Here is a 17,167-nt window from a genome sequence, read left to right as displayed (position 1 = left end):
ATTTTTTTTATCTGATGGATATCAAAACCCTGCCGGATGGCGCTACGCTTATCCGGCCTACAGCAAACTCCGTAACGTAGGCCGGATAAGACGTTCTCGTCGCCATCCGGCATTAAATCTGTGAGGTGACCGGTCGGTAACACGCCTCGCGCATCAGAATCTTCATCCCTTCCGGCCCGCTTTCCAGCATCCTTCGCTCCGAGTCTGCCACTAACAATTCACAGTCGTAGCCACCCGCAATACCAAACATGGCCCGCGCTACACAGATATCTTCCAGCGCTGCTGCCCCGTTGGTGTCAAAATGTCCAACCATACGCCCATTCTGGCGAACTACCAGCCGGTAACTCTTCATCGCGCCTCCCCTGCCGGTGGCAGAATTAATTCATCACAACCGCACAGGTGCGTCCACGTCATCACGTCCAGCACCCGCTGCGCGGCGTCGTGCGTCGCGGTCGTCAGCGCTTTCCCCAGTACAAGGCCGCTCACCAGCTCTGCACAAAACAGATCGCCAGTCCCCTTCAGATCCGTTTTCACTCGCGGATGGGCTAACACCTCAACCGTTTCAGCCGTCACCACCGCAACGTTAATAATCTCTTCGGTATCCCCCGGCGCGCTGGTTATTACCACCCATTTCAGGGTGTCAGTGAGCAGTGATTGTGCCGCCGTAATGGCTTCATCAAGCGTACGACACGGCTTTCCGCTTAGCATTTGCAGCTCGAACACGTTCGGCGTCAGCCCCTGTGCCAACGGCAGCAGGTGCTGACGATAAGCTTCCGGGATTTCGGCTTTCACATACATGCCGCTATCCGTATCGCCAATCACGGGGTCGACCAAAATGCACAGGTCCGGATGCGTCGCCCGAACGGTTTCCAGCCACTGTGCCAGCAAGGCGATTTGCTCCGCGCTGCCCATGTAACCTGTAGTCACCGCCTTTAGCTCACGCAAGGCATCACGCTCGCTTAAGGCGCGGAGATAGCCGCTAAACCAGTCAGACGGAATAACGCCGCCATAAAAGGTTTCATAATGCGGGGTGTTACTGAACAGTACCGTGGGTACTGCCGTCACGCGTAATCCCTGCGCTTTAATAGCCGGAACAGCGATACTGTTGCCTACGCTGCCATATACCACCTGTGACTGGACGGCGACGATATCGGTCTGTAACGCCCGATTCGTGTCGTCAAAGAGCACTGACTGGATATCACTCTCCTGCTCCATAAATTTCTCCTCTCGCTGGACAGCGGGCCTACGCCTCACTATTATCGTCATATGCTAAAATTCATTTTGTCATAGGTCAATAATGATCGACGGAAAAACCGCTAACGAAATTTTTGACAGTATCCGTCAACATGTCACTACAGGCACGCTGGCAGCGGGAGAAACGTTGCCACCAGTACGGGAACTGGCAACGGAATTAAACGTGAACCGCAATACTGTCGCGGCGGCTTACAAACGACTGGTCACCTCCGGGTTGGCGCAGAGCCTGGGACGCAACGGCACGGTGATTAAGGGGATTACTGCCCCCGTTGCGCTGGAAGGTGGTAATCCGGATACCCCGCTTATAGATCTTTCCGGCGGTAATCCAGCGCCCTCGCGTCTTCCTGACCTGAGTAGTTATTTCGCGAAGATAAATAAGAATCCGCGTTTGTACGGCGATGCCGCTGTGTCACCAGGGCTTAAGGTATGGGCATCACAATGGATGCAAAATGCAATGCCCGGCAAAGGGGAAATTGATATCACCAGCGGCGCCATTGATGCTATCGAACGGCTACTGTGCGCCCATTTACTGCCTGGTGATAGCGTTGTCGTAGAAGATCCATGCTTTTTGAGCAGCATCAACATGCTGCGTTATGCTGGTTTCTCCGCCAGTCCGGCCAATGTTGACCACGAAGGCATGCTGCCGGATCAACTGGAACTCGCGCTACAGAAAGGTGCGCGGGCGGTGATTCTGACACCGCGCGCGCATAACCCCACAGGATGCAGCTTGAGCGCCTCACGCGCGGCGCAATTGCAGGAAATCCTGGCTCGCTATCCGCAGACGCTGGTGATCGTCGACGACCACTTTGCGCTGCTATCTGCTTGCCACTGGTATCCGGTGATTGCGAAGGAAACCACGCACTGGGCGATTGTCCGTTCGATGTCAAAAACGTTAGGTCCGGATTTACGCCTGGCCATTGTGGCCAGCGATCCGCTCACTTCAGGGAAGCTACGTTTACGGCTCAACTCCGGCAGTCAGTGGGTCAGCCACCTGCTGCAGGATTTGGCCTGCGCCTGCCTGAGTGACGAGACTTATCAACACACGATGGCGCAAACTCAGCAGTTTTACGCCGCCCAGCAGCAAACGTTGGCGGCAGCACTGCGGCGACATGGCATTGAGTTGCCCGTTGGTGACGGTCTGAATATGTGGCTACCGCTGGAAGATAACAGCCAGGCGATCGCTTTTGCGCTGGCAAAGTCCGGCTGGCTGGTGCGGGAAGGCGAAGTGTTTGGCGTCAAAACGCCTGCCCACGGCCTGCGTATTACGCTGTCAACCTTAACTGACAGCGACATTGATAAGCTGGCGGCTGATATTCATCAGGCGCTAAAACGCTAACAGGAGAGAAAAAGTGCGAGTTCATTTTGTTATTCATGAGTCTTTCGAATCTGCTGGCGCGTATCTGCCGTGGGCCAAATCACGCGGCTATAGCGTCAGTTGGTCGCGCGTTTATGCCGGAGAAGCGGTCCCTGCGAACGCCGATGATTTCGATATGTTGGTGGTGTTTGGCGGTCCGCAGTCACCACGAACCACGCTGGCAGAGTGCCCGTACTTTGATTCTCAGGCCGAGCAGCATCTGATCAACCAGGCGATTGCGGCACGTAAAATTGTGGTGGGGATCTGCCTGGGTTCACAGTTAATCGGCGAAGCGCTGGGTGCGAAGGTGTGCCAGAGTCCGGAAAAAGAGATTGGTCACTACCCCATCGTTCTGACCGAAGCCGGTCAACAGCACCCGCTGTTCAGCCATTTCGGCTCACCGCTTACCGTCGGTCACTGGCACAACGACATGCCAGGATTAACCGACCAGGCGACCATTCTTGCTGCTAGCGAGGGCTGCCCACGACAAATCGTGCAATACGGTAATTTTGTTTATGGTTTTCAGTGCCATATGGAGTTTACGGCTGATGCTATAGAAGGGCTTATTCAACACTCCGAACAAGAACTGGCGGAAGCTAAAGGCAAGCGTTTCATCCGTTCCGTTGAAGAGATGCGAGCATGGGATTATCAGCAGATGAATGAGAAACTGTGGCAATTCCTTGATAAGCTTGTGGAAAAACGTAACGATTGATTATGCCAGGCCGGATAAGACGCTTTACGTCGTCATCCGGCGCTCGTGCCGTACGTTTGCCTGATAGTGCTATGATTATCAGGCCTGAAAACTAAATCCCTAATCCCTGGTTAAAGTGCTCTTCGCCAAACACGCCGGTTGAAAGGTAGCGATCGCCGCGATCGCAGATAATCGCCACCACCACCGCTCCCGGGGTCGCGCGCGCCACACGTAACGCCCCCGCTACCGCGCCACCAGAACTGACACCACAGAAAATCCCTTCGCGAACGGCCAGTTCACGCATGGTGTTTTCCGCATCGTTCTGATGAATATCCAGCACCTCATCCACCAGCGAGGCGTTAAAAATGCCCGGCATATATTCCGCAGGCCAGCGGCGAATTCCCGGAATACTACTGCCCTCTTCCGGCTGCAGGCCAACGATAGTGACCGCTTTTTCTTGCTCACGCAGAAAACGCGACACACCGGTAATGGTGCCTGTCGTTCCCATACTGGAGACAAAGTGGGTAATACGACCTGACGTCTGCTGCCAGATTTCCGGTCCGGTGGTAGTGTAATGCGCGTACGGGTTATCCGGATTATTAAACTGATCCAGCAGCTTGCCTTCTCCACGCTGCGCCATCTCAAGGGCTAAATCGCGCGCGCCTTCCATCCCCTGCTCTTTGGTGACCAGAATCAGCTCGGCACCATAGGCGCGCATCGCCGCACGGCGCTCCTGGCTCATGTTGTCTGGCATCAGCAGCTTCATGCGATAGCCCTTCAGCGCGGCGATCATTGCCAGCGCAATTCCGGTATTACCGCTGGTCGCCTCAATCAGCACGTCGCCTGGCTTAATTTCTCCGCGTTTTTCCGCTTCGACGATCATCGACAACGCGGCGCGGTCTTTCACCGAACCTGCGGGATTATTGCCTTCCAGCTTGACCCAAATTTCACTACCGTTATCCGGCGCCAGACGTTGTAATTTCACCAGAGGCGTATTGCCAATTGTTTGTTCTAATGTGTTCACGTTTTCAGCTCAATAAAAATGCCGGGTGGCGCTGTACTTACCCGGCCTACAGGTCATGCTGCACCTGGTAAGCCCGGTAAGCGCAGCGCCACCGGATGATAACTATACGAATTAACCTATCAGGCGCTTTGCGCCAGGGCAAGTTCCTCTTCCCGCGTTTCAATACGCTGGTCGCCGTTATACAGGCGCGCATTTTGCAACCCGACAAACAGACGTTCGCCGCGGCCAGGGGAATCATCGCCCTGCATGACTACCGTCAACGGTTCGTTATACCACCCCAGGGGTTGCACAACTAATTGGGTGTAGTGTCCTTTCGGGCTGGCTTCCAGCACTTGTACCGGCAACGGCGAATCCAGGCTGGTACGACGGCTCACGTCCACTTCCCACGGGCGCAGGAACAGATCCACCGGTCCCTGGTAGCCAGGCGTATAACCCAGCGGCCAGCGGTGTGCGCCCACATGGAATTGGCCGCCACGAATCGTCCCCTGCAGGCGGTTAACCTCACCCATAAATTCCAGGACGAAACGAGTAGCCGGTTCGCGCCATACCTGATCCGGCGCATCAGCCTGTTCGATATGACCCTGACTCATCACCACTACGCGGTCTGCGACTTCCGTTGCTTCTTCCTGATCGTGGGTAACAAACACGCTGGTAAATTTCAACTCTTCATGCAACTGGCGCAGCCATCGACGCAGCTCTTTGCGCACCTGCGCATCAAGCGCGCCAAACGGTTCGTCGAGCAGCAGGATCTGCGGCTCTACCGCCAGCGCACGCGCCAACGCCACGCGCTGTTTTTGCCCGCCGGAGAGCTGTGCCGGGAAACGGTCCGCCAGATGAGCCAGTTGAACCATTTCCAGCAGTTTGGTCACTTTTGCTTTGATGGCCGCCGCATTCGGGCGCTCACGCCGTGGCAGGACCGTCAGACCAAACGCGATATTGTCGAAAACGGTCATATGACGAAACAGCGCATAGTGCTGGAACACGAACCCCACCTTACGGTCGCGGGCGTGCAATCGGCTGACGTCGGTACCGTGAAAACGGATATGCCCGCTGGACTGATGCTCCAGCCCGGCAATAATGCGCAGCAGCGTGGTTTTGCCCGAGCCGGATGGCCCCAGCAGCGCGACCATCTGACCTGAAGGAATATCCAGCGAGATATCGTTCAGCACCTGGGTGCGACCAAAAGACTTCTTAATATTGGCAATCTCAATGCTCATGATTTTCCTCCTGCTGCGCGCGTTTTTCCTGGTTCTCCAGACGCCATTGCAACATGCTCTTCAAAAACAGGGTAATAATCGCCATCAGCGTTAATAGCGCCGCGGCGGTAAAGGAGCCGACCGTGTTGTAGTCCTGCTCCAGTAATTCAATCTGTAGCGGCAGCGATAAGGTTTCGCCGCGAATCGAGCCGGAAACCACTGACACCGCGCCAAACTCACCAATCGCACGGGCGTTGGTCAACACCACACCGTACAGCAATGCCCAACGGATATTCGGCAGCGTAACGCGGCGGAACATCTGCCAGCCGGATGCACCCAGCAACACAGCCGCTTCATCTTCATTGCTGCCCTGGCTTAACATCACCGGCACCAGCTCACGCACCACAAACGGACAGGTCACGAACACTGTCACCAGCACCATCCCCGGCCAGGCAAACATAATTTGCAGGTTATGCTCATCCAGCCACCCACCAAGCGGGCCGTTAGAGCCGTAAAACAGCAGATAGACCAGACCGGCGACTACCGGCGAGACAGCAAATGGAATATCCAGTAACGTCAGTAGTAGTTGGCGTCCTGGGAAGTTAAAACGGGTCACCAGCCAGGCCAGCAACACACCAAACACCAGGTTCACCGGGACCGCAATCAGCGCAATCAGCACCGTCAGCCAGATGGCATGCAGCATGTCCGGATCCGCCAGGTTCTGTAATACCGGCATTAATCCCTTGCTGAACGCCTGCACGAAGATGTAAATCATCGGCACCAGCAAAATAAACGCGGAGACCAGCATGCCCGTGCCGATCAGAAACCATTTCCCCCAGTTGATGCGGGGTGCGCCATAGCGTTTCAATTGGGTAATGTCTGCCATCAGTGACCTACCACACGTCGACCAAAGCGACTTTGCAGAGTGTTAATTGAAAACAGCAGCAACAACGAAGCCCCGAGGATCACAGAAGCAATCGCGCTGGCGGCCGGGTAGTCAAACTCCTGCAAGCGAACAAAAATCATCAGCGAGGTCACTTCCGTTTTCCATGCGATGTTTCCGGCGATAAAAATAACCGCGCCAAACTCACCGAGGCTGCGGGTAAACGACAGCGCAACGCCCGCCACCAGCGCAGGAGACAGCTCCGGCAGCACTACTTTACGGAAACTTTGCCAGCGCGTAGCACCGAGCGTTTCAGCTGCTTCTTCATATTCCGGGCCTAACTCTTCCAGTACCGGTTGCACGGTACGCACCACAAACGGAATGCTGGTAAAGGCCATCGCTACCGCGATACCGAGCCAGGTGTAGGTCACCTTGATATCCAGCTTCGCCAGCCACTCGCCGTAGAAGCCATTAACCGAAAACAGTGACGCCAGCGTCAGACCTGCCACCGCCGTAGGCAGTGCGAACGGCAGGTCCATCAGCGCATCCAGCAGCGTACGGCCCGGAAAGCGATAGCGTGTTAAGATCCACGCCATCAGCAAACCGAACACGCCGTTAAAAATCGACGCCACAAACGCCGACAGCAGCGTCACTTTATAAGCCGCCACCACCTGCGGATTGGTAATCACATCCCAGTATTGCGCCCAGCTCATTTGCGCCAGTTGCATCACCAGCGCGCTCAGCGGCAGCAGCAATATCAGGCAGACAAACAGTAAGCTGGTGCCCAGGCTCAAAGTGAAGCCGGGCAGCACACGTCGGGAAGAAACAGCAAACATTTACTTACGCCCCGCCGCCAGCAGTTTGTCCAGCTCACCGCCGCTGACAAAGTGCGTTTTCATCACTTCAGGCCACGAGCCAAACTTATCTTCCACACGGAACAATTCGGTCTGCGGGAATTTATCTTTCAGCTTGTCCATTACCTGCGGGTTATTCACGCGGTAGTAGAAATCGGTAATGATGGTTTGCGCCTGCGGGCTGTACAGCCAGTTCAGGTAAGCTTTCGCCGCTTTTTCAGTACCGTTGGCCTGCACATTTTTATCTACCCAGGCCACCGGGAACTCCGCCAGAATGTTGACCTTCGGCACCACCACTTCGAAGCCCTGGTCTTCGTACTGTTTACGGATATTGTTCACTTCCGATTCAAAGGTAATCAGTACGTCGCCCAGACCGCGCTCCACGAAGGTGGTAGTTGCACCACGACCGCCGGTATCAAATACTTCCACGTTTTTCAGAAACTGGGTCATGAACTGTTCGGTTTTGGCTTTATCCCCACCGTCCGCTTTATCTGCCGCGCCCCACGCTGCCAGATAGGTATAGCGTGCGTTACCGGAGGTTTTCGGGTTCGGGAAAATCAGCTTCACGTCCGGGCGAACCAGATCGTTCCATTCGTGGATATTCTTCGGATTGCCCTTACGCACCAAAAACGCCATGGTGGAATAGAATGGCGAACTGTTATTCGGCAGGCGGCTTTGCCAGTCGGCAGGGATCAGCTTGCCTTTGTCATGCAGGATCTGCACGTCGGTCACCTGGTTATAGGTCACGACGTCAGCTTTCAGCCCCTGCAAAATCGCCAACGCCTGTTTTGATGACCCGGCATGAGATTGTTTAATCGTCAGTTTGTCGCCGCCGTTATCCTTCGCCCATTGCTGTTCAAACGGCGGATTAAGGGCGGCAAACAGCTCGCGGGAAACATCGTATGAACTGTTCAGCAGTTCCGTTGCCTGCGCCTGCCCCACCAGCAACAGCATGGCTGCCAGCGTCAGTGTTCTTTTTTTCAGTAAGTTAACGGCCATTGCGCACCCTTATAAATTAAATGACTTTCTTATGGTCATCATATTTATAACCAGTGCTAAAGGAGTAACGGTTTTATATACCGTTTGATGATTTGAAAGTTGAAAAGAGAATAAGGGGTACCTCCTCCCCAGCACATGGGGAGGAGACCGGCATCAATCAGACGCCGACGCTTACGCTTTCAGGCAAAGTGCTGCCGCCATCAATCACGTTTTGCGTGCCAGTTAAATAACTGGACTCATCCGATGCCAGGAACGCCGCCAGTTCACCGACCTCAAGCGGGCAGGCCAGACGACGCATCGGGATAGCTTTCGCCATTTCGACTAAAACGGATTCAGGATCTTCCGGGTTAGACTGACGCGCAATGCTTTCCGCCATCGGCGTACGAACGTAGCCAGGGCAAATGGCGTTCACGCGAATGCCGGACTGCGCATATTCTACCGCCAGGGATTTGGTCAAACCGATGATCGCGGCTTTCGACAGCGCGTAGGCCGTTTCGCCCGGGTCAGCAACCATATCGCCGGTCACCGATGACATCATCACGATGCGCCCATCTTTGCGCGCAATCATCTCCGGCAGAACGGCTTTCGTCACGTTCCAGACGCCTTTAATGTTGATATCAATGTGGAAATCGCGATCTTCATCGCTCATATCAAGGAAATTGCCGAGGCGGCATACGCCGGCATTGTTCACCAGAATATCGATTTTGCCTTCAATCTGCTTCGCGCGCGTCACCGCTTCCTTGACCGACGCAAAATCTCTGACGTCAGCGTGAACAGCTGTGCAACGGTGCCCTCGCCCAGCCAACTCATCCGCCAGTTTTTCAATCTCATCGGAGATATCCAGCAGGATCAAGTTCGCACCATGGCGGGCAAACGTTCTGGCGATACCCTCGCCAATACCCTGAGATGCGCCCGTAATCAATGCTGTTTTGCCCGTGAGTTTTCCCATTTCAATATTCTCCTTTTGAATATGAAGCCTTCACTTCATTCACGCAGAAGATACAGCAATAACAAATTAGTGCTGAGGAATAGCTCACTAAATCAGGTTAATCTCAGGTAAAAAAAATCCCCGACGATGCGGGGATGTCTATTTCGTGGCCGATAACAGGATTAGCTCACCATTACAGCGCCATTAAACGGTCCAGCGACGGTGCATAGTAATAGCCGCCGGTTACCGGTTTGGTGAAGCGCAGCATCGCATCACGCTTACCGTCAGTGTCACCAAACATGCTCAGCAATTGTTGTTCAATGTTGTACAGACGAGCGCAGTAGGCGCAGAAATAGAGACCATGCGTGCCGCTGGCAGTACCGTATGGCAGGCTCTGGCGCACAATTTTCAGCCCTTTACCGTCTTCTTTGAGGTCAACACGGCTCAGGTGAGAGGTGACCGGACGGTCATCACCGTCGATCTCTTCGTTGGCTTCCTTGGTACGACCAATCATCATTTCCTGGTCATGGATGCTCATGCGATTAAGCTGCTTCAGGTTATGTTCCCAACGCTGCACAAACACATAGCTGCCACCGGCATCCACACCATCTTTGATAACGGCAACTTCACGGCGCGTTTCTTCGCCTGCCGGGTTTTCCGTACCGTCAACAAAGCCGCTGAGATCGCGCTCTTCGACCCAACGGAAACCATGGATTTCTTCTTTAACTTCAATACAGTCGCCAAATGCTTCCATTGCCGCCTGCGCAACAGAGAAATTCACGTCATGACGCAAAGAGAGAATATGGATCAACACGTCATATTGGGTTGCTGGTGCCAGACCTTTACCGTAAGGGATAAAGTCTTTTAACTCTTCAGCACCGACGCCGCCGCTCAATGCACGCCAGGTGTTGTTGCCAAAAGCGACAACCGCGCCCAGATGCGCATCCGGGAACTTAGCTTCAAAGGTCGCCAGCTTATCGGCGAAGGTTTTGCTGGCCGCACGCAGGGCATCAACGTCGCCTTTAACATTGGCTTCAATCCAAATCGCCGCACGGCAATGTTCTGGCAAAATGCCACTCTGAACCTGAGACATTGTTCCTCCTGAAAAAAAGATGCCACGACATCGTGGCATTGATGGGCGCTATTCTACCTGTTTTTTTAACAAGCCGATTTGTTCAGACGCAAATTAACGCCGCCAGATAATTTTGCTTACTTTCCACGCTTTCAGCGTGTCGTCAGACGGCATTATATCCTCAGGCCCGCTCCATTCACCGGAAAAAATATAGCTAATATGTTGACTTCCTTCAGCTTTACACTCAACGCCCGCGCTGTCATCTCCGGTTGCTTTTTGGCAATTACCGAAAGCTTTAGTGTAAAGGTCGCTAAACGGTGTACCGATTTCGACACCCGCGGCTGACGAAATATCGTGATCTAATACATCAATACGACTGATGGTTCCCTGGCTGCCGTTGATGACTATCGCCAGCTTGTCGTCTTTCATCGCTTCATAGAAGCGCACCACATTACCGTTATCGGTCTTCATTCCGCTACGCAGGCGGTAATCGCCGCCCAGCGCATCAGCAATGGCTTTTTCATCCAGCGGCGTAGCGCCTGTTAACGCTCCGACGCCCTGCTCTGTGACCTGCGTTGAAGAACCAAACCAGTTCCACGGATTGGCGGCAGACCAGTTCACCGAGGACAACGTTGAACACCCGGCCAGTAGCAGCGGCATCGCGCATAAAGTCAAACGCAGTGATTTCATTTCACTTCCTTCCTTATTTATCAACGGTGCTTGGAGTCCGGTTTCCCCAAAAAGTGCCGTTATTCTTTCTCAAGGGAAAAACAGGCACGCAGACGTTGATTGGTTAACAGCCAGATCAGCGCGACGATATCCGCCACCAGCAGCGCCAGCCCGACGCCGTTGAGCGGATCTCCTGCCAGCCACATCACCGGCTGCCAGCACAGCAGCACCAGTTGAGCGAGAATCAATAATCCTCGCAGCCAGCGCCAGATCACCGGAAACGCAAAGCGTCGCCCGCTGAGTAAAAACGCCAACACGGCGGGAACGCCGGGAAGCAACCCCAGCCAGAATGCGTCATGATCGGGATAAAACAGATTCAGTAAGGTGTTGCCCTGCTCACGGGAAGAACCGGCAATCACAAACAAAACCCAGGTGCGTGCCTGCAACAGCAGTACGCACCAGAAGAGAAAAGGCAGGCGCAGACGCCCATGACCATCATAGTCGGCCGGATGAAACTCAGTACTCTTCATCTTCGATCAAACGCTTGCCCAGATTGAGTACATCCGCATGTTCATAGCCCAAACGTTCATACATGCCCTGTACGACGTCGTTATCGTCACGCACCATGATTTGAATCTTCGGACAACCGCGGGCAATGAGCTTTTTCTCCAGCCGGTTGAGCAGCGCATTGGCGATGCCGCGACCGCGAAACTCAGGATGCACGCCCAGGTAATAGGCGGAACCGCGATGCCCGTCGTATCCGCCCATCACCGTGCCGACCACCTCGCCGTTCACTTCAGCAACGAGGAACAAGCTGACGTCATGATTGACTTTACGTTCGATGTCCATTTCAGGGTCGTTCCATGGACGCAGCAAATCACAACGCTCCCAGAGGGTGATCACCTCTTCGAAATCTTCCTGGCGAAAAACGCGTATTTCCATGGTATTGGGTACCTTTTCAGGACGTTAAAAAGCGATTATGGCGCGAACGGCTGATTTAGCCAATATCTGACGCGAAGCGGCGGAAAAAATGGCATAATACGGAATTGTCACGTATTGAAATGAAAAGTAAAACAATTCTTATCTCGATCCGTCGCAACGGACTACGCGATACGATATAACGTTTAGAACCTTTTTTTTACAACTCAGGCCGTATGAGCACTTTTAAACCACTAAAAACACTCACATCGCGCCGCCAGGTGCTGAAAGCCGGGCTGGCCGCCCTGACGCTGTCAGGCATGTCACAAGCCATCGCTAAAGAAGAAGCGCTAAAGACCAGCAATGGACACAGCAAACCGAAAGCGAAAAAATCCGGTGCTAAGCGCGTTGTTGTCCTTGATCCGGGGCACGGAGGGATTGATACCGGCGCAATTGGTCGCAACGGATCGAAAGAAAAGCACGTGGTACTGGCGATTGCCAAAAATGTGCGCTCGATCCTACGTAACCAAGGGATTGATGCACGCCTGACCCGCTCCGGCGATACGTTTATTCCGCTCTACGATCGCGTCGAGATCGCCCACAAACATGGTGCCGATCTGTTCATGTCGATCCACGCCGACGGTTTTACCAATCCGAGCGCTGCGGGTGCTTCGGTCTTTGCCTTATCCAATCGCGGTGCCAGTAGCGCCATGGCGAAATATCTGTCCGATCGTGAAAACCGGGCCGATGAAGTCGCCGGAAAGAAGGCCACTGACAAAGATCATTTGTTGCAGCAGGTGCTGTTCGATCTGGTGCAAACTGACACCATAAAAAACAGCCTGACGTTAGGCTCGCATATTCTTAAGAAGATCAAGCCGGTACACCGTCTGCACAGTCGCAGCACGGAACAGGCCGCCTTCGTGGTGCTAAAATCACCTTCGATTCCGTCGGTCCTGGTCGAAACCTCGTTCATCACCAACCCGGAAGAAGAACGATTGCTGGGTACGGCGGCGTTTCGTCAGAAAATCGCCACCGCTATCGCCAATGGCATCATCAGCTATTTCCACTGGTTTGATAACCAGAAAGCACACTCGAAGAAACGTTAACCATGAAGCCCGATGCACAGCGCGTAAAACAGTTCCTGCTCAGCCTGCAGGATGAGATTTGTCAGCAGTTATCCACCGTAGACGGCAGCGAATTTGTTGAGGATAACTGGCAACGCGAAGCGGGCGGCGGCGGGCGCAGTCGGGTGTTGCGTAACGGCGGTATTTTCGAGCAAGCAGGCGTCAACTTCTCCCACGTCCACGGCGATGCAATGCCGGCCTCGGCTACCGCACATCGCCCGGAGCTTGCCGGGCGCAGTTTTGAAGCCATGGGCGTCTCGTTGGTGGTGCACCCGCAGAATCCCTACATTCCAACCAGTCATGCCAACGTACGGTTTTTTATCGCGGAAAAACCGGGGGCCGATCCCGTGTGGTGGTTTGGCGGCGGCTTTGACTTAACGCCCTACTACGGATTTGATGAGGATGCAGTTCACTGGCATCGCACGGCGCGGGATCTGTGCCAGCCGTTTGGCGATGACGTTTATCCACGTTACAAAAAGTGGTGCGATGACTACTTCTTCCTCAAGCACCGCAACGAGCAGCGCGGCATTGGCGGGCTGTTTTTCGATGATTTGAATACCCCTGATTTCGACCACTGCTTCGCTTTTATGCAGGCAGTAGGTCAAGGTTACACCGAGGCGTATCTGCCCATCGTCGAACGCCGCAAAATGATGAGCTGGGGCGAGCGCGAACGTAATTTCCAGCTTTATCGTCGTGGTCGCTATGTGGAATTTAATCTGGTGTGGGATCGCGGCACGTTGTTCGGTTTGCAAACCGGCGGGCGCACGGAATCGATTCTGATGTCGATGCCGCCGCTGGTACGCTGGGAGTATGACTGGCAGCCGGAAGCGAACAGCCCGGAAGCTGCCCTTAGCGAGTTTATTCAGGTCCGCGACTGGGTGTAATTGCCTGATGGCGCTACGCTTATCCGGCCTACAACAACGGCAAACCCGTAGGCCGGATAAGACGCGTTAGCGTCGCATCCGGCACAATAATCTCATCATGCCCACTGGCGCATACGCTGATGCAGCGTCAACGATGGTTTCTCCGCAAACAGCTGCTGGTAGTCGGTGGCAAACTGCCCTAAATGCCAGAATCCCCACTGCATGGCGGCGTCTTTCACCGTCGCACTCTGCGACCATGGGCTTATCAACTCACGGCGCACGGCGTTCAGACGAATACGTTTCAACCAGGCATTCGGGCCAATACCGAGGATCGCGTGAAAGGCGTTTTGCAACGTCCGGCGGCTAACGTGCAGCTGATTGCATAAGTCGAGCACGGTCAGCGGCTCTGACATATTTTCCAGCACATATTCGCGCGCACGTGACAGCAAGCGACGATAGCTCTGATGGCTGATGCTCTCCGCAGTCATAATCGGCTGCGCTTCTTCCAGCATGGTGCCCATCGCCAGCAGCAGGTTATCCCCCAACACTTTACGCACCGCGGGTTGGTGAAGGTTTTCAGGATTCTCACTAAACGTCGCCAGCGCCTGCTGCACAAAGCCCCATAGCGCGGCTTTGTGTTGTTCTTTAACTTCCAGTGCCGACTGATTGCGCAGCATATGCAACACCCTTTCCGGGTTATGCAGGAAGTTGGCCTGACGAGCAATGGCATCTTCCGAAATGACGACACCCAAAATGGTGTAATCATCCGGCGTACTCAGTTCAAACTCCGTCCCGCCAGGGCGGGTGGCAATTTCAGCGCTACCCAAACACTGGGTACCAATAAATCCCTGCTCGCCGCGCGTGGCCGGAATGCCAAACCAAAATGAGTTTGGCCAGACAAGGCACGACTGACGCAGCGCCAGTCCGGTGTATTCACGGAACACCTGAATATCATCGAGCAGGATTTCCGTGAACTCGCCATGAAATTTTCCCGGATGCAGCTGGTCGTAGATCTGCTGCCAGGCGGTAATCGTCAGCGCGTGCTCATACACATCCGTTGTTCGCCGTTGGTGAACGTTGTCCACTTCCACTTTCGGCGTCAGTTTAACGTCTTCGGGTAATACTTCATGATAAAGATGGTGCAAGTTTGCAGTACGGTTCTTTTTCATGATCTTTTAAGCCGGAAGCTTCAACGAAGCCCCCGGCCCTCCGACAGGTTAATTTTTTAAGCGGTAGCGACTACTGCGTTTACGCAACGCTCCATCAGAAAAGAGCTGTTCCAGCGCATTTCTGGCTTCATCAAGTGACCAGCCAAAGTGGGCCGCCACTTCCCCTGCCGTCATTCCTTGACGGACCGATGCTAACAGCGTCAGAAGTTGGGCAGAGGATTCAGACGTCACTGGGGCGTCCTGTGTCTTCTCTGGTTTCACTTCTGTTTTCGCTTCTGGCTTCTGTTCAGGTTTCTTCGGCTGGCGTTTAAAACCGCCGATCAGCCACTGGGTGTCATCGTCCGGCCGGCCTATTTCCTTACGGCTGATAACACGGCCCGTACGCGCTGCGGCTGCACTGCCAGCATCCAGCGCTGCGCGGCATGCCGCCAGATCGCCTTCCACCACCAGCGTCAGCCGACCAGGATCGAGCACTTCGTGGCTAAGCAGACGCACGTTCGCGGCTTTCAGCATGGCATCGGCCGCGTCCACGGCAGCCACCATGCCATCCACTTCCAGTAATCCCAGTGCATTGATCATCACTACCTCTCTTACGCGCGCTGGATTGGATTACGGGCAATATCCAGAACGGCATCGGCAAAGGCGTTACATGCGGCTTTACAAGCGGCCTGGCTACCGGTCAAAAACGCGGCTGAATAGTTAGTTTCTGACGGCGGTGGTACATAGGTCACCAGTTGTACATCGGCAGATTTCAGCGCGGCATCAATACCAAATGTCGCTTCCAGCGGCGGTGCTACCAGATACGCCATCGGATCGCCCAGTCGGCATCCCGCGGTTGCGGAGAGATACGAACCGGTACGCGAAACCACATGCGCCAGGAAGGCGGTATCTTCTGCGTCATTCGCCCACTGGAATGCCGCCCCGCTTTCAATATTGGCCACCATCGCGTCCAGACCCGCGCGAACTTCGGCCGGGTTTGGTCCACCGAGCATAATCAGCACTTCGCCCGATGTTGGAGAGGGACTGTGCGCCGCACCGGCATACAGCGAGCGGCCATAAACCACTTCGACCATTGCCTGTTTTGTCGCTTCGTCTGCGGCAATATACGCCACGTCATCAGAATCTGCTGTGATGAGTCCGAGGCTACGTATATGTGGCGGTAATTTAAGTTCGCGGGCAAAACCGTCATTTACCGAGGCAATCACACGCATTGCGGTGACTGAAGGTCTAATTAAATCTAATGCTGGCATGATGCCTCCTTAACGGGTCATATTGATGCCGGATGCTTTTTGCTCCAGCATGCGCTTGGCCAAATCCACAATCACCGCCGCCGCTTCAACCGGTGGCGTACCGCCCTGGTGAATGTTCGAGATACAGGTACGATCAGCCTCAACGGTGGTCGCCACACGCGGCGAATAGACGGCATAGCAAGAAAGACTTTCCGACTGGCCGAGGCCCGGACGTTCACCAACCAGCAGGATCACCGCTTTTGCACCCAGCAGTTCGCCGATCTGATCTTCGATTTTCACGCGCCCATAGCGAACAAAGAACGGCGTCCCGACCTTCAATCCGGCCTGTTTTAAGCCCGACAACAGCGGCGGCAGGATCTCTTCATAGTTAGCGGTAATCGCGTCGGTAGACAGGCCATCAGAAATAATCACCTGCACATCCGGATTCATTACACACTGTGATTTCAGTGCTTCAATGGCTTCCGCACTCAGACGACGCCCCATATCCGGACGCGTCAGATACAGGTTTTTGTCGCTGATTTCCGAGCGCACTTCCAGCAGCCCCTGGGCTTTTACCCACTCTTCCGGCACTTCTTTCAATACCGTATCTTTCGAACGCGAGTGGTCAGCCAGGAAACGCAGCAGCGCCTGGGTACGCGGACGAGGACCGGCACGACCGGTACATACACGCGCAGCGGTGCTACGGCGAAGTTCAGTCAACACCTCTGCACGGTGCGGATTCTCAACGCCAATCCACGCTTTGGCTTCGGCTGAGCCTAAGTCCATCGCGCAGCTTTCACCGGTCGGCGCGGCGCACTGCGTGGTGCTGCATTTTGCTGGTGCTGACGGTTCTTGAGCCTGCGGTTGAGACTCACCCATTGACGCCATTACGCTGCGTACAATTTCTTCAATCTGTTTTTGATCCATCGTGTGTCATCCC

Annotated in this window: 20 protein-coding genes; 4 read left to right on the top strand and 16 right to left on the bottom strand. The window is 54.5% G+C overall.

Going from position 1 to position 17,167, the window contains the following annotated elements:
- Nucleotides 1-112: 112 nt before the first annotated feature.
- Together OGY67_RS00615 and pdxK are read right to left on the bottom strand one after the other, a co-directional pair.
- The gene (locus tag OGY67_RS00615) at nucleotides 113-352 is read right to left on the bottom strand and encodes a hypothetical protein (RefSeq protein WP_008785406.1); all 240 of its coding nucleotides are present in this window, start codon (nucleotides 350-352) and stop codon (nucleotides 113-115) included.
- Complete coding sequence (gene pdxK / locus OGY67_RS00610; protein WP_057066918.1) at nucleotides 349-1,215, bottom strand: pyridoxine/pyridoxal/pyridoxamine kinase; 867 nt, start codon at nucleotides 1,213-1,215, stop codon at nucleotides 349-351. The genes OGY67_RS00615 and pdxK overlap by 4 nt, the downstream gene beginning before the upstream one ends.
- 82 nt (nucleotides 1,216-1,297) lie before the next feature.
- On the opposite strand from pdxK, the gene ptsJ reads away from it, so the two are divergent.
- Nucleotides 1,298-2,590: a MocR-like B6 salvage transcription factor PtsJ gene (ptsJ, locus tag OGY67_RS00605; RefSeq protein ID WP_286573105.1), complete on the top strand. Its 1,293-nt coding sequence runs from the start codon at nucleotides 1,298-1,300 to the stop codon at nucleotides 2,588-2,590.
- Nucleotides 2,591-2,603: 13 nt separating this feature from the next.
- Nucleotides 2,604-3,320: a type 1 glutamine amidotransferase gene (locus OGY67_RS00600; protein ID WP_286573103.1), complete on the top strand. Its 717-nt coding sequence runs from the start codon at nucleotides 2,604-2,606 to the stop codon at nucleotides 3,318-3,320.
- 91 nt (nucleotides 3,321-3,411) lie between these two features.
- Here OGY67_RS00600 and cysM read toward each other — a convergent pair whose 3' ends face one another.
- From cysM to OGY67_RS00550, 10 genes are all read right to left on the bottom strand, one after another.
- On the bottom strand, nucleotides 3,412-4,323 hold the full coding sequence (gene cysM, locus OGY67_RS00595) for a cysteine synthase CysM (RefSeq protein WP_003835014.1): 912 nt from the start codon (nucleotides 4,321-4,323) through the stop codon (nucleotides 3,412-3,414).
- Nucleotides 4,324-4,442: 119 nt separating this feature from the next.
- Nucleotides 4,443-5,540, bottom strand: coding sequence for a sulfate/thiosulfate ABC transporter ATP-binding protein CysA (gene cysA, locus OGY67_RS00590; RefSeq protein ID WP_048234762.1), 1,098 nt, complete (start codon nucleotides 5,538-5,540; stop codon nucleotides 4,443-4,445).
- The gene (cysW, locus tag OGY67_RS00585; RefSeq protein WP_003038064.1) at nucleotides 5,530-6,405 is read right to left on the bottom strand and encodes a sulfate/thiosulfate ABC transporter permease CysW; all 876 of its coding nucleotides are present in this window, start codon (nucleotides 6,403-6,405) and stop codon (nucleotides 5,530-5,532) included. The genes cysA and cysW overlap by 11 nt, the downstream gene beginning before the upstream one ends.
- Entirely contained in the window at nucleotides 6,405-7,238 is an 834-nt protein-coding gene (gene cysT, locus OGY67_RS00580) for a sulfate/thiosulfate ABC transporter permease CysT (RefSeq protein ID WP_003038061.1), read from the bottom strand. The genes cysW and cysT overlap by 1 nt, the downstream gene beginning before the upstream one ends.
- Nucleotides 7,239-8,255, bottom strand: coding sequence for a thiosulfate/sulfate ABC transporter substrate-binding protein CysP (cysP, locus tag OGY67_RS00575; RefSeq protein WP_003835019.1), 1,017 nt, complete (start codon nucleotides 8,253-8,255; stop codon nucleotides 7,239-7,241).
- 157 nt (nucleotides 8,256-8,412) lie between these two features.
- Nucleotides 8,413-9,204: an SDR family oxidoreductase UcpA gene (ucpA, locus tag OGY67_RS00570; RefSeq protein ID WP_003835020.1), complete on the bottom strand. Its 792-nt coding sequence runs from the start codon at nucleotides 9,202-9,204 to the stop codon at nucleotides 8,413-8,415.
- Nucleotides 9,205-9,376: 172 nt separating this feature from the next.
- Nucleotides 9,377-10,276: a porphyrinogen peroxidase gene (yfeX, locus tag OGY67_RS00565; protein WP_153752515.1), complete on the bottom strand. Its 900-nt coding sequence runs from the start codon at nucleotides 10,274-10,276 to the stop codon at nucleotides 9,377-9,379.
- Nucleotides 10,277-10,369: 93 nt separating this feature from the next.
- Complete coding sequence (locus OGY67_RS00560; protein ID WP_100272046.1) at nucleotides 10,370-10,945, bottom strand: RpoE-regulated lipoprotein; 576 nt, start codon at nucleotides 10,943-10,945, stop codon at nucleotides 10,370-10,372.
- Between the two features lie 59 nt (nucleotides 10,946-11,004).
- Nucleotides 11,005-11,454 carry a DUF2919 domain-containing protein gene (locus OGY67_RS00555; protein ID WP_003835027.1) on the bottom strand — a complete coding sequence of 150 codons (450 nt, stop codon included), beginning with the start codon at nucleotides 11,452-11,454 and terminating at the stop codon, nucleotides 11,005-11,007.
- Nucleotides 11,441-11,866, bottom strand: coding sequence for a GNAT family acetyltransferase (locus OGY67_RS00550; protein WP_003038048.1), 426 nt, complete (start codon nucleotides 11,864-11,866; stop codon nucleotides 11,441-11,443). Before OGY67_RS00550 ends, OGY67_RS00555 begins: the two co-directional genes overlap by 14 nt.
- 212 nt (nucleotides 11,867-12,078) lie before the next feature.
- Between OGY67_RS00550 and amiA the strand changes: the two genes are divergently transcribed.
- Together amiA and hemF are read left to right on the top strand one after the other, a co-directional pair.
- Nucleotides 12,079-12,948 carry an N-acetylmuramoyl-L-alanine amidase AmiA gene (gene amiA, locus OGY67_RS00545; protein ID WP_003038046.1) on the top strand — a complete coding sequence of 290 codons (870 nt, stop codon included), beginning with the start codon at nucleotides 12,079-12,081 and terminating at the stop codon, nucleotides 12,946-12,948.
- A gap of 2 nt (nucleotides 12,949-12,950) precedes the next feature.
- Nucleotides 12,951-13,850: an oxygen-dependent coproporphyrinogen oxidase gene (gene hemF / locus OGY67_RS00540; RefSeq protein WP_048224960.1), complete on the top strand. Its 900-nt coding sequence runs from the start codon at nucleotides 12,951-12,953 to the stop codon at nucleotides 13,848-13,850.
- A gap of 95 nt (nucleotides 13,851-13,945) precedes the next feature.
- Here the strand turns inward: hemF and eutR are convergent, their stop codons facing one another.
- Genes eutR through eutC form a run of 4 tightly spaced genes read right to left on the bottom strand, consistent with a single transcriptional unit; the run spans nucleotide 13,946 to nucleotide 17,154 of the window.
- Complete coding sequence (gene eutR / locus OGY67_RS00535; RefSeq protein WP_286573098.1) at nucleotides 13,946-14,998, bottom strand: HTH-type transcriptional regulator EutR; 1,053 nt, start codon at nucleotides 14,996-14,998, stop codon at nucleotides 13,946-13,948.
- 48 nt (nucleotides 14,999-15,046) lie between these two features.
- Nucleotides 15,047-15,577 (bottom strand): ethanolamine utilization microcompartment protein EutK, encoded by a 531-nt coding sequence (gene eutK / locus OGY67_RS00530; protein ID WP_003835033.1) that lies wholly within the window; start codon nucleotides 15,575-15,577, stop codon nucleotides 15,047-15,049.
- Between the two features lie 11 nt (nucleotides 15,578-15,588).
- Entirely contained in the window at nucleotides 15,589-16,248 is a 660-nt protein-coding gene (eutL, locus tag OGY67_RS00525) for an ethanolamine utilization microcompartment protein EutL (protein WP_003838537.1), read from the bottom strand.
- A gap of 9 nt (nucleotides 16,249-16,257) precedes the next feature.
- Nucleotides 16,258-17,154 (bottom strand): ethanolamine ammonia-lyase subunit EutC, encoded by an 897-nt coding sequence (gene eutC, locus OGY67_RS00520; protein WP_008785418.1) that lies wholly within the window; start codon nucleotides 17,152-17,154, stop codon nucleotides 16,258-16,260.
- Between the last annotated feature and the right edge of the window lie 13 nt (nucleotides 17,155-17,167).

It is taken from the genome of Citrobacter sp. Cpo015, from assembly GCF_030333035.1.
In the GTDB taxonomy this organism is placed as follows: domain Bacteria; phylum Pseudomonadota; class Gammaproteobacteria; order Enterobacterales; family Enterobacteriaceae; genus Citrobacter; species Citrobacter portucalensis.
Note: the sequence above shows the minus strand (reverse complement) of the source record. Positions and strands in the feature narration are given on the sequence as shown.

Bases quoted from the DNA above. Each gene is read 5' to 3' on its own strand.
- OGY67_RS00615 (WP_008785406.1), bottom strand. From the start codon at position 352: ATGAAGAGTTACCGGCTGGTAGTTCGCCAGAATGGGCGTATGGTTGGA.
- pdxK (WP_057066918.1), bottom strand. From the start codon at position 1,215: ATGGAGCAGGAGAGTGATATCCAGTCAGTGCTCTTTGACGACACGAAT.
- ptsJ (WP_286573105.1), top strand. From the start codon at position 1,298: ATGATCGACGGAAAAACCGCTAACGAAATTTTTGACAGTATCCGTCAA.
- cysA (WP_048234762.1), bottom strand. From the start codon at position 5,540: ATGAGCATTGAGATTGCCAATATTAAGAAGTCTTTTGGTCGCACCCAG.
- cysW (WP_003038064.1), bottom strand. From the start codon at position 6,405: ATGGCAGACATTACCCAATTGAAACGCTATGGCGCACCCCGCATCAAC.
- cysT (WP_003038061.1), bottom strand. From the start codon at position 7,238: ATGTTTGCTGTTTCTTCCCGACGTGTGCTGCCCGGCTTCACTTTGAGC.
- cysP (WP_003835019.1), bottom strand. From the start codon at position 8,255: ATGGCCGTTAACTTACTGAAAAAAAGAACACTGACGCTGGCAGCCATG.
- ucpA (WP_003835020.1), bottom strand. From the start codon at position 9,204: ATGGGAAAACTCACGGGCAAAACAGCATTGATTACGGGCGCATCTCAG.
- yfeX (WP_153752515.1), bottom strand. From the start codon at position 10,276: ATGTCTCAGGTTCAGAGTGGCATTTTGCCAGAACATTGCCGTGCGGCG.
- OGY67_RS00560 (WP_100272046.1), bottom strand. From the start codon at position 10,945: ATGAAATCACTGCGTTTGACTTTATGCGCGATGCCGCTGCTACTGGCC.
- OGY67_RS00555 (WP_003835027.1), bottom strand. From the start codon at position 11,454: ATGAAGAGTACTGAGTTTCATCCGGCCGACTATGATGGTCATGGGCGT.
- OGY67_RS00550 (WP_003038048.1), bottom strand. From the start codon at position 11,866: ATGGAAATACGCGTTTTTCGCCAGGAAGATTTCGAAGAGGTGATCACC.
- amiA (WP_003038046.1), top strand. From the start codon at position 12,079: ATGAGCACTTTTAAACCACTAAAAACACTCACATCGCGCCGCCAGGTG.
- hemF (WP_048224960.1), top strand. From the start codon at position 12,951: ATGAAGCCCGATGCACAGCGCGTAAAACAGTTCCTGCTCAGCCTGCAG.
- eutR (WP_286573098.1), bottom strand. From the start codon at position 14,998: ATGAAAAAGAACCGTACTGCAAACTTGCACCATCTTTATCATGAAGTA.
- eutK (WP_003835033.1), bottom strand. From the start codon at position 15,577: ATGATCAATGCACTGGGATTACTGGAAGTGGATGGCATGGTGGCTGCC.
- eutL (WP_003838537.1), bottom strand. From the start codon at position 16,248: ATGCCAGCATTAGATTTAATTAGACCTTCAGTCACCGCAATGCGTGTG.
- eutC (WP_008785418.1), bottom strand. From the start codon at position 17,154: ATGGATCAAAAACAGATTGAAGAAATTGTACGCAGCGTAATGGCGTCA.